Source organism: Mycobacterium kyogaense, from assembly GCF_003254575.1.
GTDB classification, from domain to species: domain Bacteria; phylum Actinomycetota; class Actinomycetes; order Mycobacteriales; family Mycobacteriaceae; genus Mycobacterium; species Mycobacterium kyogaense.
This window is the reverse complement of the sequence record NZ_QJUA01000024.1, coordinates 29,607-44,825: the sequence shown is the minus strand read 5'-3', so window position 1 is coordinate 44,825 and position 15,219 is coordinate 29,607. Positions and strand designations below refer to the sequence as shown.

Sequence of the window (15,219 nt, the reverse complement as noted above, 5' to 3'; positions counted from 1 at the left end):
CGCGACCGAGCGGCGGGCGTGCCCGGCACGCCCGCCGCTTCCTATGATGACGCGGTGACGATCGAGCAGGATCTCGAGGAGGCTCGTCACCTCGCGTTCGCCGCCGACGAGGAAGCCGCCAAAGAGCTTCTGCTGTCGCTGATGCCGCGCATCGAGGAGGCCGACCGCGACGACCTCGCCCTCGAGGTCTTCGCCCAACTGGGCGAGATCTACCTGGTGCGCACCGCCTACGCCGGGGTCACCGAGGCCGTGAAGAGAATTCGCGACTGCCTGCAGCATCACACGGCGCTTGCCTCCCCGGATCCGCAAACCGCGCGCATGATCTGTCGGTACACCCGCCGCGCTCTGTTCCTGGACACCGGTTACGCGGCAGCGCACGGCGAACACGAAACGGCCGCAACGCTTCTGCAGTCCTTGATCGAGGAGGCCGGCGTGGTCGCTGATCCGGCTCCCGACCTGGCTGCCGAGCACGCGTACCTGATCACCTACGCGCGAATTCTGTGCGCGGTCGCGCTGTGCGACGACGATCTGCACGTGCAATCCCTGCCGCTGTGGCAGCAGGTGCTCGACGCGGTCGACGGTCCGGGGGACGGCAGCGAACCCTTCGATGCGCTACGGGTTCTCGCGGGCACCGGGTACGGGCGCTTCTGCGTCGAGACGGGGCGGCTCACCGAAGCCGAGCCGTGGCTGCGCCGGGCAGGGGCGCGTGCGAAGGCACGAAACTGGCGGTTGGCGACCTCCCGCACCCAGTTGGAGCGGGCGACGGCGGCATGGGCCGCGGGCGACCGGCCGAAGGCTCAGGAGCTCGTGCACGAGGCCTATCCCGCGATAGCCGAACACATTCGGGCCCATGATGTCTCGCGGTGCTGGCTCTACTTCGGGTTGATCGCGATCTCCGTCGGCGCCTACGACGACGCCGACGAGCGCCTCGGCCACGCCGAGCGGCACTGGCGCGAACTCGGCCGGCCCCTGCACATCCACCGAATCCTGCTGCAGCGCAGCTGGGTCGACATCTTCCGCGGCGACTTCGCCGCAGCCACCGCCCGGGTCGAGGAGGCCAGGACGCTGCTGGACGGGTGGCCCCGACACAGCTGGCTGCAATACGCCCGCCTCGACGATCATGTCGGAACCCTGCTGCGCGCCCAGGCTCAGGCCGATCCCGGCACCGCCGAGCAGAAGCTGGCCGATGCGGCCGAGCTGAAGATCCCCGCCGCCCTGGCGGTCGACTCCGTGCGGTATTCGATCGCCGACGCCGACGCCCGGATGCGCTGGGCCACCTACGTCTCCTCCCGCATGCTTGCGGGCGCCTTCGCCGTCGCGTGGGAGTGGGGCAACACCGAGTTGCTCAGCGAATTGATCGAATATCACTGTGCGCGCGGCACATTCATCGCCCCTGAAGCAGAGAACGCCGCGTGGGCGGACACCGCCACGCCTACGGTTCCCGTCGAGGACGCCCAGGAGTACGCCCTGGTCGCCTCCGGAGGCGCGGTGGTCGGCGCAGGCCCTCTGACCCGGCTGGGAGCGCTGCCGCCGCTGCGCATGGATCCGGGCGGCGACCTGGTGCTGCGCCGGTACCGGGACCTCGCGGCGACCCGCTACGGCCGCGAGGTCGTCGCCGCCGAGAGCGAGTGGTCCACATGGCCGTGACCGCCGAGGCTCTGCTGTTGCGCTACGCCGATGTCGGGGTCGCGACGTACGCCAGCCTGCGGGTGGTCGGCCGTGCCGAGGCCACGGTGACCTGGGTGATGGACGAGGCCGCGATGGGCACCGTCCGGGATCTGCTGGCCGACGCGCTGCCCGATCCGCGACCGCAGGAGAGCACCGCGGACGCGGTGCAACGCGCCGTCACCGCCGGGTCTTTCGCATCGCATGCCGCCGAACAGCACCTCGCGGAGGTGCTCGGCGAGACCCTCATGCCGGAGCAGGCGTGGCGGTTGCTGGTCGACCGCGCCGCAGAACCCGGTGCCGTACTGTTCGCCGCGCCCACGGCCCGGCTGGCTCAGGTGCCCTGGTCGATCCTCGCCATGCCCGCCGACGGGAGGCGTCTGATCGAGCTGGTCGACATCCTGCTCGCCGCACCGCCCAACATCGCGAACGCGCCGCGTCGGCCGTCGGCGTGGCGCCCCGAGCGCGCGCCGCTGCTCGTCCTCGACCCGAGGGTGCCCGGCCAGCGACCCGACTCGGCGCTCGGCTCGGTACTGGGCAGGCCGGCACCCGAGAACCCGGTGACCCGACACTTCTCAGCCCTGATGCAGCGGCGAGAAGTGCTGCCGCCGACCGGAACCGCCGTGGAGCTGTTCCGCCGCACAGAGGCCGACCGGTCATGGCTCGCGGCGCAGCTGCGCGCAGCTCCCAGCCGGCTGCTCTACGTCGGACACGCGACGGCCGCCGACGGGGACGCCGGCCATGCCGACCGGGCGGCGATCCATCTCGCCGAACCCGATCCGCTGAGCGCGGGGGAACTGATGGCCGCGGCCCTGCCGATGCCCGCCCGCGTCGCGCTGCTGGCCTGCGCGTCGGGCGGGGACTACCGGTTCGACGAGGCCACCGGGCTCGTCGCCGCCCTCATCCTCAACGGAGCCGTCCTGGTGACCGCCACCCTGTGGTCGTTGCCCACCACGGCAGGATTCCGCCGATTCTGCAGTGACGCAGGGGAATCGGCCGACCCGATGGGGGACGTGGTGATCGCGGTCGACACCGCGCACGATGCTCCCGAGGCGGGCCGGGCGGTGAACGCCTGGCAGCGCACCCAACTCGCCCGCTGGCGAGCCGGGGACGGCACCGCCAGCCCGCTGTACTGGGCGGCGCTGGTCACGTTCGCCACCGACGGTGCCCGATGACCGTCCTGGAAAGGCGGCGCAGCTCCTATTCTGTTCGCGTGAACGCGGAAGCCGGGCCGTCGGTGGGCGTGCGGCAACCGCGCCGCGCGGTGATCGACGCAGCGTGGCGGGCGATCGGTCCCGGCGTCGAGTGCCTCAGCGCCGACGACGGCGCGCCGCTGACCCGAACCGTGAAACGCATCATCGACCCCCTGGTGCTGCGACTTCGGGTGAACACCCGCTTCTCCGCACCGGTGGTCCCCGCCGAGGTGGCCGTCGAGATGCACCGCGCGATCGTCGAGCAGGCGACGACGCTGAGGGACACGGCCGCGTGGTTCGAGATGCTCAAACGTGAGCGCCGCCGACTGCGCATCACCCAGGGCAACGCCCAAGAGCTGTACTTCCCGGTCTGCTACGAGCTCGCGGTCACCGCCGGCGAGGCACACGGCGCCGAGGCCGAACGCGTGCTGCGCGAGGTGCACGCCGACCGTGACCGGACCGCCATCGACCTGCTCAACACGCATGTCGCCGACCCGGCCGTCGTCGCGGACCTCGACGAGCAGCTCGACCGGGCATGGCGTGACGTCCGCCCCGGGCAGCAGGCCAGCGAACCGTTCCTCGCAGGCCTGGGCACCGTCCTGGCCGACGCTGCGGGTCACACCGCGGGGGCCGCCCGGGCACGGGTGTGGTCGGCCCTGGTCGACGACGCGACGCCCTACAACCTCGGGGCGGCGGCCAGGGTCGAGGGCGCGGACCTGCCCTGGTCACTGGCCGACCTGGGGCTGTCGTCGACCCAACCCCAACGCTGCCCCGTGGTGACGCGGGCGACGCGGATCGACAGGGAGCGGCCGCTGGACCGCAGCGTGGTCGACCGGGTGCGCGCGACACTGCGCCGCGGCATGGACCGCGACGAGCTGCCCGACATCGCGCTGCTGTGCGCCGAGGAGGTCGACCGCTCGGCCGCGCCGTGGGGTCTGCTGGGGGAGGACAAGCAGGCGACGCTGCTCGCAGGCATCGAGGTCGCCACCGATCTGGCACCGCTGGAGCCCGGCGCCCATCCGCGGTACGGGCTGTCAGCGCGCATCCAGGCGCGGCTCCGCAAGGAGGCCTACGTGCTGCACGCCCGTCGCTACCTGGCCGACGGCGCAGCGGTGCATCCGCGGCAACAGCAGGTCATCGATGAACTCGCCTGCTTCCGTCGGCCCTACCTGAACCGGCTGTGGGCGCGCCTGCACGGTCGCGACGTCTGGCAGGAGTCGTGCTCGGACGCCGACGATGTGCGTGCGCTGCTCGACGGGGTGGCCCGGTCCGTGAGCCTGGATCATCGCCAACGCATCAAGGCGATGCTCGGTGCGGAAGGCATGGCGTCGTGAAGTTGCGTAACGACGCCGGACTGTGGACGACCGGACCGACCCCGCCGTCGCCGCCGTTGGCGGCGGTCCTCGAGGTCGCGGGTGCGGTACTCAGCTGGCCGGTCGACGCCCCCGAGGCAGAACCCCAGATCGTGTTCACCGACGTCGCGCACGCCGAATGGCTGTGGCGCGTCGTCGGGCAGGAGGGTCACGCGGCGGTGGTGACGGCGCTGCAGGAGGGGGAATCGGGCACCGAGTCGGGCATCGAGTCCGGCAGCGTGGCGGACCTCCCGGATGTCGTCGTCGCGCCCGGTTCGCTGGACGAGCTCCGCCGCCTCGCAGTGGGGCACTGGCTGCGGCGCTGGTGGCCGGCCAGCCGGCGGGACGGCATCGCCGACCTCGACATGGCGCTCCTCGACGGCGAACTGGCGGTGCTGACCGAGGCGGCGCAGGAATTCTTCGACGACGACGCGTTCGACGCCGATGTCGCCGGGCTGCTGCGCCCCCATGCACCGTTTTTCGATGTGCTTGTCCACCATGATGATTCACGCATCGCCGATCTGGCGCAGTCCTGTCTCGAGCTCGCCGAGGACATCGGCGTGATGTCCCCCGGCACCCTGGAAGTCCCGGCGCAACGGCGGCGAGACGACTTTGCGCTCGTAGCAGGATCGGATGCGCGGCAAGTCCGGCCGGGGGAGGCCATCGCCGAGGGGCGCGACTCGGTGCGTTGGTCGGCGGTACCACCCGGACTCTTCGACGCCGCCGAGGACACCGTCGCCTGGTCGGTGCAGTCGTCGGGGACGACGGTGGCGGCGGTGGTGCGCGCCGAGGTGTGGGGCACCGCGTCGCCCGACGGCATCCCGGTCCGGTTCAGCTGCGCGGGCTATGGCGGCGCCGGCACGCTGGACGCGACAGGAGTGGCCACCGTGCCGCTCTTCGACGGCGGCGACCCCCTGACCGAGGACGCGGCCTGGGACCACGACTGGTCATCGGCCACGGTGGTCGTGGGTGCCGGTGTCGTGAAGGGAGATGCCGGCGAATCCCGTTCGGAGCGTGAGCGAGTGCGCGCGGTCGCGCGATCGCGGCTCGCCCGTTCCGGCGCGGACGCCTTCGTGGCCGAGCTCCTGGCCGCCGACGCCGACTACTGAGAGCTACTGAGAGTTCTTGTCGGCCTCATCGCCGCGCATGGACTTCCGGATCTCTGCCAGCCGCTCTGCCGCGGCACGCTGGCGCGCGTCGTACTGCTCGGCCACGGTCCGGCCCTCCGGGGTCTCGGCGGCCAGCTCGGCCGAACCCAGCGAGGTCGCGTACCGGTTCTCGATCTTCTCGCGTACCGCGTCGTACGTCGGCACCCCGTCGTCGGTGTAACCGCTGTCGGCGGGTGCGGAGGGGGCGGACGGGTCCTCGGGCATGCTCCCCACGCTACCGACCCACGTCAGCGGGCGGCCGTCTTCTCCACCATCGCCGCCGGTGGGGGCGGCGCCGGTGGGCCACCCGGCAGCGCCGCCGGCGGCACCCCCGGGGTGCCGATCGCGCCGGCCATCCACGGCAGCGCGGTCGCGAACGCGGTGGAGGCGAACGGCCAGTCGTGGTTGCCGGGCTGGTTGACCACCGCGCAGTCGATACCCGCCTTGCTGCCCAGCGAGCACAGCGTCGACGCGGCGACCGCCTGGTCGTTCGGCTTACCGGTTCCCGACCCGGGCACCGGTCCGTTCACGTCGAACCAGCCCTGCACCCCGTGGTACGGGCCGTGCCGGGTGATCACCGTGCTCGGATCGAACGACGCGTAGGCGGCGCTGTTGCCGCCGAACAGCCGGGCGACGGTCTGGGCCTGGTTGCCGGAGTTCGGAGCGAGGTCACCGGCGATGTCCTCGAACGCGCTGAACATGTCGGGGTGCATGACCGCCAGATCCACCGCGCAGGTGCCACCCATCGACCAGCCGACCACACCCCAGTTCGCCGCGGCGGCACTGACGCCGAAGTTCGCCCTCATGTAGGGCACGACATCGCGGGTCAGGTGGTCGGCCGACTGGCCGCGCGAGCCGTTGACGCATTCGGTGTCGTTGTTGAACGCGCCACCCGGGTCGACGAACACGACCACGGGAGCGACGCCGTGGTGTGCGGCCGCGAAGTCGTCGAGGATCTTGATCGCGTTGCCGGCGCGCATCCAGTCGGCGGGGGTGTTGAACTCCCCGCCGATCATCATCACCGTCGGCAGCGCAGGCGCCGGATCCGTGGCGTACCAGGCGGGCGGCAGGTAGACGAACTCGCCGCGGTGCTTGAAACCCGATGCGGTGTCGGGGATGTCGACCGGTACGACGCTGCCCTTGATCGGGATCGTGTGGGTGCGTTGCATCGCCTTGACCGTCACCTGATCGGTCTGGTCCGGCAGCGGGCCCGCGGTGAGCTGGCTCCACGCGGTCTGCACGGTGGGGAAGTAGCCCGTCCACAGGTTCAGCGCCAGCCCCGCGCACAGGGCGCACAGCGGAACCGCTGCCAGCGCCACCGCTCGACGCCACCACTGCGCATCACGCCACCCCGATACCAGCACGCCGACCGCAATACCGGACAACGCGATCCACACCCACAGCGTCTGAGGCGCCGGGTTGGAGTCGTCGGCCACTCCCGCGGTCTCGGTGTACCAGTACGCGCCGACGGTCAGCATCACCCCGATCACCGCCGACCACGGCAGCCACACCAGCCGCCAGCGGCGGGTGCGCCAGCCGATGGCGGTCACCAGGGCAACGAACGCCAGAACCTGCACGACCACGGGCAGCCACCCGTGCATCAAGGACAGATGGTGGCGAGTGGATTCCCAAAAGGTCTGGGAGAAGGGACCGGACGTCGTCACAGCTCCACCTTGACGCGCCAAGCTTGGAGCACGCTGTGACGTCGCTGCTAACGAGGTTTGGCCAGCGGGAACGGCAATGTCTCGCGGATACTGCGGCCGGTGATCATCATCACGACCCGGTCCACGCCCATCCCCAGCCCGCCGGTGGGGGGCATCGCGTACTCCATGGCCTGCAGGAAATCCTCGTCGAGCTCCATCGCCTCGGGGTCTCCGCCGGCGGCCAGCAGCGATTGCTCCTGCAGGCGGCGGCGCTGCTCCACGGGATCGGTGAGTTCGCTGTAGGCGGTGCCCAGTTCGACACCCCAGGCCACCAGATCCCACCTCTCGGCGACCCCGGCGATGCTGCGGTGGGGACGGGTCAGCGGGGACACCGAGGTGGGGAAATCGGTGTAGAACGTCGGCGCCTCGGTGCGGTCCTCGACGAGGTGCTCGTACATCTCCAGGACGACGGCGCCGGTGTCCCAGTGCGTCAGGTACGGGATCGTCGCCTTGTCGCACAGGCGCCGCAGTGTGGGCAGATCCGTGTCGGGCCCGATGTGTTCACCCAGCGCCTCGGACACCGCGTCGTGCACGGTGGTGACCCGCCACGGTCCGGAGATGTCGACCGGTTCGAGAGTGCCGTCCTCGCGCGGGCGGAGGAACACCTGCTCGCCGTTGGCGGCCTGGGCGGCGTTCTGGATCAGTTCGCGGGCACCGTCGATCCACACCCGGTAGTCGGCGTGCGCCTGATAGGCCTCCAGCAGCGTGAACTCGGGGTTGTGGCTGAAGTCGACGCCCTCGTTGCGGAACGCGCGGCCGAGTTCGAAGACCCGCTCGACGCCACCCACGCAGAGCCGTTTGAGGTAGAGCTCCGGGGCGATCCGCAGATACAGGTCGAGGTCGTAGGCGTTGATGTGGGTGAGGAACGGGCGCGCGTTGGCGCCACCGTGGATCTGCTGCAGGATGGGCGTCTCGACTTCGAGAAAACCCTTGCCCACCAGCGTTTCCCGGATCGAGTGCAGCACCGCGCTGCGGGCCCGGATCAGCTCGCGGGCCTCGGTGTTGACCGCGAGGTCGACGTAGCGGGCACGCACCCTGGCTTCCTGGTCCGTCATGCCCTTCCACTTGTCCGGCAGGGGACGCAGGCATTTGCCGATCAACCGCCAGGAGCGCACCAGCAGCGACCATGTGCCGTTGCGGCTGCGCCCCATCGCGCCGGCCACCTCGATCAGATCGCCGAGGTCGATGGTCCGGGTGACGTCGGCGGTGCAGCCGGATTCGAGAAGCGAATTGTCCAGCAGCAGTTGCACATCGCCGGACCAGTCCCGAAGCTCGACGAACAGCACGCCGCCGTAGTCGCGCAGTCGCAGCACCCGTCCGGCCACGGTCACCGCTGCGCCCTCGGGGCTTTCGAGCGCTTGGGCCACGGTGTGGCTGGGGGGACTGCCGACGGGATAGGCATCGACGCCGTCGTCCTGCAACGCCTTCAGCTTGGCCATGCGGACCCGCACCTGCTCGGGCAACCGCGGCGCGGGGCTGTCTGCGGGTGCCTCGGCGCCCAAGCCGCCCGGGTCGGGTGCGCTGCCGTCGCTGTGCAACGCGCCGGTCGCGATCAGCGAGCCGGGCACCGCGATGTGGTGTCCCGTGTGAGGTTGTTCGTGGCGGCGCGAGAACGGAAGCACGAGAAAGCCTTCGGCGATGACGGAGGCGACCCCGACTCGCGGCACCAGGCGCGCCTCCTCGTAGCATGCGTAGCGCGGCACCCACTCCGGCTGGTACTTCATGTTGGACCGGTACAGCGTCTCCAGCTGCCACCACCGGGAGAAGAACACCAGCAGGGCCCGCCACATGCGGGCCACCGGCCCGGCGCCGAGTTGGGCGCCCTGCTCGAACGCCGACCGGAACATCGCAAAGTTCAGCGACACCCGCGTCACGCCGATCTCCCCGGCCTGCAGGCACAACTCGCTGACCATCAATTCGATGGTGCCGTTGGGCGATCCGGGGGAGCGGCGCATCAGATCGAGGGACACCCCGTTGGTGCCCCACGGCACCAGCGAGAGCATCGCGACAACTTCGGCGGCCTCGGTGCCACCAGCGGCCGACTCCTGGATCGCCTCGACGAGAAGGCAATCGCCGTCCGCGGGATCTCCGAGTCGGCCCAGGGCCATCGAGAAGCCGCGTTCGTCCTCGGTGTCGCGCCAAGTGTCGGCACGGGTGATCACCGCGGCCATCTCGTCGGCCGACAGATCTCGATGGCGGCGCATCCGCACGGTGACACCGGCGCGGCGGGCGCGGGTGACCGCTTGCCGCACCGCACGCATGTCCGGTCCGGACAGCCGGAACTCGTCGGGATGCAGGATCGCCTCGTCGCCGAGCTGAAGGGCGCTCAGCCCGGCCTCGCGGAACGCCTGCGCCCCTGTCGAACTGGCCCCCATCACACCCGGGGCCCACCCGTAGGTCTCGCACAGCTGCAGCCAGGCGGCGATCGCGGCAGGCCACGCGCGCGGATCACCGACGGGGTCACCGCTGGCCAGGCACACCCCGACCTCGACGCGATAGGTGATGGCGGCGCGGCCGTTGGGGGCGAAGACGACGGCCTTGTCACGTCGGGTGGCGAAGTAGCCCAGCGAATCGTTCTTGCCGAACAGTTCCAGCAGGCCGCGGATCGCGGATTCGTCCTCGCCGGTGAGCGCGTTGTCCGCGCGCTGCGACTGGAACAGCACGATCGCGGCGACCATCAGCGCCAGCGCGCCGAACAGGCCGAGCAGCGCGTTGACGAACACATGCGGGTGGCCTGCGAAGGTGTCGGCGTCCGCGCCGGCGAACGCGCCCACCCGGTTGAGCGCGTACCAGAAGCGATCCGAGCGGGCCAGGCTCCCGGGGAACACCTCCAGCAGCGCCCAGCCGACCAGCGTGCCCACCGTCATACCGGCGAGCAGTGTCAGCGCCGCTTTCAGGAGAGCGCCCCTGCGCACCCGGGCCCAGAACTGGTGGCGTGCCAGCACCAGGCACACGACCGCGACGATGTGGAAGCCGACACCGATGATCTCGCCGACCTTCTCGAACCACCGCTCGCCGCCGTCGATCAGCGCGATCAGGTTCCACCCGGCGGCGGCGACCATGTAGCCGACCAGGATCCACAGCGCGAGGCGTTTGCGGGCGGCCAGCGCCGCGGCCAGCAGCGCCAGTACGAAGGCCCACGCGAAGCTGGTGTCCGGGAAGTTGAAGACGTAGTCGTCGACGAACTCGCGCGGCACCTTGATCACCGCGCGGATCAACGGCGAGATGCTCGCCAGCAGCGACAGCGTCGCGATGACGCCGACGATCCAGCCGGCTGCAGCAGGGACCCAGCCGAAACTGGTGGCAGGTCGTGTCCTGGCAACGCCAGTGGTGGTCATAGGCCGCGAGGATAGGCCCTCACGCTGCGTCGCGGCTGCATGTCGGCCGCGCGCCGACTCACCAGACCGGGCCGGTGTACTTCTCGCCGGGACCTTTGCCGGGTTCATCGGGAGCCGCGCTGCCCTCGCGGAACGCCAGCTGCAGACTCTTGAGGCCGTCGCGGACCGGCCCGGCGTGCGGACCGAGGTACTCCGCCGACGCGGTCACCAATCCGGCCAGCGCGGTGATCAGGCGACGCGCTTCGTCGAGGTCGCGGTGGGGGCTGTCGTCCGGATCGTCGGCCGAGAGGCCCAGCTTCTCGGCCGCCGCGCTCATCAGCATCACCGCGGCACGGGTGATCACCTCGACCGCGGGTACGTCGGCCAGCTCGCGCGCGGGCGGTCCGGCGTCCGGTTCGGGATGTTCAGAGCTCTCGGTCATGCCTGCTAGACTGGCATGCGCGACCGTCCCGGCTGACGCCAGGGACAGCAAGTGGAGTCCCACTCCCACCGCCTGCCGATGACCCATCCAAGGTAGCGCGGTCCGGTCCGGACATCGGTGACGACGTCATCGGTATCTGGCCTGGTCGGCTTTGGGCCCTGCGTTGAGCAGGGCTTATTCGTTCCTATGGGGACGTCTGCCGCCGGGGCGGGGATTCTGCGCGTGACCAACAGGATCTACCCCGGGAGGCCCCATCAGCACTGAGACCCGCGTCAACGAGCGCATCCGCGTACCTGAAGTCCGTCTGATCGGACCGGGCGGTGAACAGGTAGGCATCGTGCGCATCGAAGATGCACTCCGCGTCGCCGCCGACGCCGATCTCGACCTCGTGGAAGTAGCGCCGGACGCCAAGCCGCCCGTGTGCAAGATCATGGACTACGGCAAGTTCAAGTACGAGACGGCGCAGAAGGCTCGCGAGTCTCGCAAGAACCAGCAGCAGACCGTCGTCAAGGAGCAGAAACTCCGTCCCAAGATCGATCCGCACGATTACGAGACCAAGAAGGGTCACGTCATCCGCTTCCTGGAAGCCGGATCGAAGGTCAAGGTGACGATCATGTTCCGCGGCCGTGAGCAATCCCGGCCCGAACTGGGTTTCCGCCTCCTGCAGCGCCTGGGCGCCGATGTCGCCGATTACGGCTTCGTCGAGACGTCGGCCAAGCAGGACGGCCGCAACATGACGATGGTGCTGGCCCCGCACCGCGGTGCGAAGACTCGTGCCAAGGCGGCCCACGATGCGGACGCACCGGCAGCCCAGCGCGCCAGCGCGCAGGCGCCCGAAGCCCCAACCGACACACCACAGAACTGAGGAAACATGCCCAAGGCGAAGACCCACAGCGGCGCTTCGAAGCGGTTCCGTAAGACCGGGACCGGCAAGATCGTCCGCCAGAAGGCCGGCCGTCGCCACCTGCTCGAGCACAAGGCGAGCAAGCGCACCCGCAGGCTCGACGGCCGCACCGCGGTGGCTGCCAACGACACCAAGCGTGTCGCGAAGATGCTCAACGGCTGACTCTTTCGGGCGCTCGCGCCCTCTCCCTTAACCAACCCAGATAGGAAACACCCATGGCACGCGTGAAGCGCGCAGTCAACGCGCAGAAGAAGCGGCGCACAGTCCTGAAGGCCTCGAAGGGCTACCGCGGTCAGCGGTCACGCCTGTACCGCAAGGCCAAAGAGCAGCAGCTGCACTCGTTGACCTATGCCTACCGTGACCGGCGTGCTCGCAAGGGCGAATTCCGCAAGCTGTGGATCTCGCGCATCAACGCCGCCGCACGGGCGAACGACATCACCTACAACCGTCTGATCCAGGGCCTCAAGGCCGCTGGCATCGAGGTGGACCGCAAGAACCTCGCCGAGATCGCCGTCAGCGATCCGGCTGCGTTCACCGCGCTGGCCGAGGCGGCCAAGGCGGCGCTGCCCGAGGATGTCAATGCACCGTCGGGTGAGGCTGCCTGACTCTGTCAGAGCTCACGGAGCGATCTGCCCGGGTGGTGGCGGCAGTCAAGCTGCACCGCCACACCGGGCGCCGCCGCGCCGCACGCTTTCTCGCCGAGGGACCCAACCTCGTGGAGGCCGCGTTGCGGCGCGGACTCGTTTCCGAGGTGTTCGCCACCGAGGCCGCGGCGGAGCGGTTCGCCGACCTGCTGACCGGGACGACGGTCGAGCTGGTCACGGAGAAGGCCGCGAAAGCGTTGTCCGACACCGTGACTCCGGTGGGGCTCGTCGCGGTGTGCGAGCAGCCGACCCTGGACCTCGACGGCGTGCTGGCCGCGCGGCCGACGATGCTGGCCGTCCCGGTCGGCATTTCCGAGCCCGGCAACGCCGGCACCCTGATCCGGGTGGCCGACGCGATGGGCGCCGATGCCGTCGTGCTCGCCGGCGAGAGCGTCGACCCCTACAACGGCAAATGCCTGCGTGCCTCGGCGGGCAGCATCTTCTCGGTTCCGGTGTTGAGCGAACCCGATGTGCGGCAGCTGGTTTCCCGACTGAAGGCCGCTGGCCTGCAGATCTTGGCCACGGTCCTCGATGGGGATGCGAGCGTCGACGACGTCGACGCGGCGCCGACGGCGTGGCTGTTCGGCGCCGAGGCGCACGGCCTCGCCGACGAGGTGTCCGCACTGGCGACCGCGCGGGTGCGCATTCCGATGTCAGGGCAGGCCGAGAGCCTCAATGTCGCCTCGGCAGCGGCGATCTGCCTCTACGCGTCGGCCCGCAGCCGCCGCACCGAACAACGCTGACCGGCTATTCGGCCTTGAGCATCCGCTCTGACACCGCGAGCAAGAGCTTGCGCGGTGCCACGCGGTACCCCATCGCAAGAATCGCGTTGCGCACTCCGGACACCACGGTGGGCGAGGACTTGTCGAGTGCTGCGAGCGCGGTGTCGACGACCTCGGTGGCGCTCTGGCGCCCGTCGGTCATGAACTTCTCGCCGGTGCGGTCGAAGAACTCGGTCTGTGTCGCTCCAGGGCACAGCGCGAGGATCCGCACCCCGGTCTTGCGATTCTCGTGCCACAACGCCTCGGTGAAGGACAGCACGAACGCCTTCGTCGCGCCGTAGACCGCCATACCGGGCGTGGGCTGGAACGCCGCGGTGGAGGCCACGTTGATCACCACGCCCTGGCGGCGTCCGATCATGGCGGGCAGGAAGCGTGCGGTCAGATCGACCAGGGTTCCGCAATTCAATTGCACTGCACCGGCATTGGCGTCGGGATCCTGGGTGTGGAACGCCCCGTGCAGCCCGATGCCGGCGTTGTTGACCAGGACGTCGACGCCGCGGTTCAGCTCACCGACGCGTGCCGCCAACTCGGCGCCGGAGCCCGGCCGGGCGAGGTCGGCGGTCACGATGTCGACGGTGATGCCGGGATGACGCGCAGTCAAGCGTTCCCGCAGCGCCTCGAGCCGGTCGGCGCGGCGGGCCACCAGGATGAGATCGGCGCCGCGCGCTGCGAGCGCCACGGCGAACTCCTCGCCGATGCCACCGCTGGCGCCGGTGATCAACGCTGTGCTGTTGCCGAATTCCATCCGGGTGCTCCTTCATCTGTCGGTGCCCACATTCTGTCAGGGGCGTGAAGGCGCGGTTGTCGGCCTGATCCAGCCACTCCGACAAGATTAGCCATGCGAACAGAGTCTCATTCAGTCCGCCGCCAACGTCCCATGCAGATACGACATTGGTCCCTAGAGGAGCCGCACCGCCCTTCATAACCTCGGTGCTGTCAGCAAAGCGCAACGAGGCGGTGGACGATGAAGGATTTCAACACGCTGATGGCCGCAGGCGCTGTGTGCGCCGCCCTGACGGGAGTGGGCTCGTCACCCGGGATGGCCGACGCGACGACCACCGCCCTCCTCGTCGGCGGGCACGGCTCGCACGCGACGCTCACCGAAGAGGAGATGAGCACGCACTGGGCGGCTATTTCGGGCAGTACGACACTCGCGTCGGCATCCCGTACGTCAGCACCGACTCCTTCCGAGCGTCCCTGAACGCGTCGGCGGACCTTCTGTACCAGGCGATCTACGACACGCCCGGGTTCAAGACGATCGGTGGGGTGTCCGAAGGGTCGCCGACTGTCGGACTGACGTTGGAGAGACTGATGTACGACCTCCGGCACCCCGAGGCGGGACGTGTTGCACCCGATCCGTCGGAGATGAACGTCGCCGTCTACGGCTATCTGAGCCGAGAGATGTTCGTCGGCAGCCGCTACATTCCGCTGCCCGTCACCCCGTACAACGTCTTCGTCATCAAGGCCGAATACGACGCCATCGCCGATTTCCCGGATCGCCCGTTCAACCTGCTCGCCGTCGCCAACGCGATCATGGGAGCCGATCAGCTGCACTACGATTCGGCGTTCTACGACGTTCTCACGCAACCGACGAAGTACTCGATCACGACCAACCGCCTCGGCGGCACGACGACCACCATCATGATCCCGACACCGCTGCTGCCGTTGCTGACGCCTCTGAAGGATGCGGGCATGGCGCCGGACAAGCTGGCGAAGTTGGACAAGTTCCTGCGCCCCATGATCAACCGGGCCTACCAACGTCCTCGCTGGCAGGTGGGTGTGCCGCCCACCTTGCTGGCTCCCGTTCCGACAGGGTCTGCTGCGGACGCGACAACGGCTGCGATGCCGACGAGCGCGCGACACTCCCTGCGCGACAGGGTCATCACCGGTCCACGCAGCGCGCAGGCCGACGATCAGCGGCGGATCGGCGGTCGTCATCGGGCCGATCGCCAGCAGCGGGCCGAAACTCAGGAGCGGACCAGGCGACCGTCTGTGCTGTCTCGACGCGACACCACCACCGGCAGCTCTCACCGCGTGAGCTCGCGCCGAGATCGCACGTCCTGATCAGT

At 69.7% G+C, this 15,219-nt stretch carries 15 protein-coding genes; 10 read left to right on the top strand and 5 right to left on the bottom strand.

All coding sequences use genetic code 11. The features are described 5' to 3' along the window. The first annotated feature begins 54 nt into the window (after positions 1-54). From DMB80_RS16800 to DMB80_RS16785, 4 genes are read left to right on the top strand one after another with little or no spacing between them, the layout of a single operon-like run. Positions 55-1,647 carry a hypothetical protein gene (locus DMB80_RS16800; protein ID WP_162938574.1) on the top strand — a complete coding sequence of 531 codons (1,593 nt, stop codon included), beginning with the start codon at positions 55-57 and terminating at the stop codon, positions 1,645-1,647. Continuing rightward, positions 1,629-2,840 (top strand): CHAT domain-containing protein, encoded by a 1,212-nt coding sequence (locus DMB80_RS16795; protein ID WP_162938573.1) that lies wholly within the window; start codon positions 1,629-1,631, stop codon positions 2,838-2,840. Before DMB80_RS16800 ends, DMB80_RS16795 begins: the two co-directional genes overlap by 19 nt. After that, the gene (locus DMB80_RS16790) at positions 2,837-4,192 is read left to right on the top strand and encodes a hypothetical protein (RefSeq protein ID WP_420812194.1); all 1,356 of its coding nucleotides are present in this window, start codon (positions 2,837-2,839) and stop codon (positions 4,190-4,192) included. Before DMB80_RS16795 ends, DMB80_RS16790 begins: the two co-directional genes overlap by 4 nt. Continuing rightward, positions 4,189-5,319 carry a hypothetical protein gene (locus tag DMB80_RS16785; protein ID WP_111510903.1) on the top strand — a complete coding sequence of 377 codons (1,131 nt, stop codon included), beginning with the start codon at positions 4,189-4,191 and terminating at the stop codon, positions 5,317-5,319. The genes DMB80_RS16790 and DMB80_RS16785 overlap by 4 nt, the downstream gene beginning before the upstream one ends. A gap of 3 nt (positions 5,320-5,322) precedes the next feature. Here DMB80_RS16785 and DMB80_RS16780 read toward each other — a convergent pair whose 3' ends face one another. The 4 genes from DMB80_RS16780 to DMB80_RS16765 all read right to left on the bottom strand — a co-directional run bounded on the left by DMB80_RS16780 (position 5,323) and on the right by DMB80_RS16765 (position 10,820). Then, positions 5,323-5,583 carry a hypothetical protein gene (locus DMB80_RS16780; RefSeq protein ID WP_111510902.1) on the bottom strand — a complete coding sequence of 87 codons (261 nt, stop codon included), beginning with the start codon at positions 5,581-5,583 and terminating at the stop codon, positions 5,323-5,325. Positions 5,584-5,606: 23 nt separating this feature from the next. Next, positions 5,607-6,959, bottom strand: a complete 1,353-nt coding sequence (locus DMB80_RS16775; protein WP_111510901.1) for an alpha/beta hydrolase — start codon at positions 6,957-6,959, stop codon at positions 5,607-5,609. Positions 6,960-7,069: 110 nt separating this feature from the next. Then, positions 7,070-10,399, bottom strand: coding sequence for a bifunctional lysylphosphatidylglycerol synthetase/lysine--tRNA ligase LysX (gene lysX, locus DMB80_RS16770; RefSeq protein WP_111510900.1), 3,330 nt, complete (start codon positions 10,397-10,399; stop codon positions 7,070-7,072). Between the two features lie 58 nt (positions 10,400-10,457). Further along, positions 10,458-10,820 carry a DUF1844 domain-containing protein gene (locus DMB80_RS16765; protein ID WP_046366214.1) on the bottom strand — a complete coding sequence of 121 codons (363 nt, stop codon included), beginning with the start codon at positions 10,818-10,820 and terminating at the stop codon, positions 10,458-10,460. 253 nt (positions 10,821-11,073) lie between these two features. Here DMB80_RS16765 and infC point away from each other — a divergent pair, with 253 nt between their 5' ends. Genes infC through DMB80_RS16745 form a run of 4 tightly spaced genes read left to right on the top strand, consistent with a single transcriptional unit; the run spans position 11,074 to position 13,111 of the window. Beyond that, entirely contained in the window at positions 11,074-11,685 is a 612-nt protein-coding gene (gene infC / locus DMB80_RS16760) for a translation initiation factor IF-3 (RefSeq protein ID WP_073682027.1), read from the top strand. Between the two features lie 6 nt (positions 11,686-11,691). After that, positions 11,692-11,886 (top strand): 50S ribosomal protein L35, encoded by a 195-nt coding sequence (rpmI, locus tag DMB80_RS16755; RefSeq protein WP_046366216.1) that lies wholly within the window; start codon positions 11,692-11,694, stop codon positions 11,884-11,886. Positions 11,887-11,939: 53 nt separating this feature from the next. Continuing rightward, positions 11,940-12,329 carry a 50S ribosomal protein L20 gene (rplT, locus tag DMB80_RS16750; RefSeq protein WP_046366217.1) on the top strand — a complete coding sequence of 130 codons (390 nt, stop codon included), beginning with the start codon at positions 11,940-11,942 and terminating at the stop codon, positions 12,327-12,329. A 32-nt stretch (positions 12,330-12,361) separates the two neighbouring features. Beyond that, positions 12,362-13,111, top strand: a complete 750-nt coding sequence (locus DMB80_RS16745) for a TrmH family RNA methyltransferase (RefSeq protein WP_111510899.1) — start codon at positions 12,362-12,364, stop codon at positions 13,109-13,111. A gap of 4 nt (positions 13,112-13,115) precedes the next feature. Here DMB80_RS16745 and DMB80_RS16740 read toward each other — a convergent pair whose 3' ends face one another. Further along, positions 13,116-13,895, bottom strand: coding sequence for an SDR family NAD(P)-dependent oxidoreductase (locus DMB80_RS16740; RefSeq protein ID WP_111510898.1), 780 nt, complete (start codon positions 13,893-13,895; stop codon positions 13,116-13,118). Between the two features lie 219 nt (positions 13,896-14,114). On the opposite strand from DMB80_RS16740, the gene DMB80_RS28625 reads away from it, so the two are divergent. Both DMB80_RS28625 and DMB80_RS16735 read left to right on the top strand, forming a co-directional pair. Then, on the top strand, positions 14,115-14,351 hold the full coding sequence (locus DMB80_RS28625; protein WP_240431241.1) for a hypothetical protein: 237 nt from the start codon (positions 14,115-14,117) through the stop codon (positions 14,349-14,351). Next, a complete protein-coding gene (locus DMB80_RS16735; RefSeq protein ID WP_240431240.1) occupies positions 14,273-15,214 on the top strand; it encodes a PE-PPE domain-containing protein in 942 nt (313 codons plus the stop codon). Before DMB80_RS28625 ends, DMB80_RS16735 begins: the two co-directional genes overlap by 79 nt. Positions 15,215-15,219 lie beyond the last annotated feature (5 nt).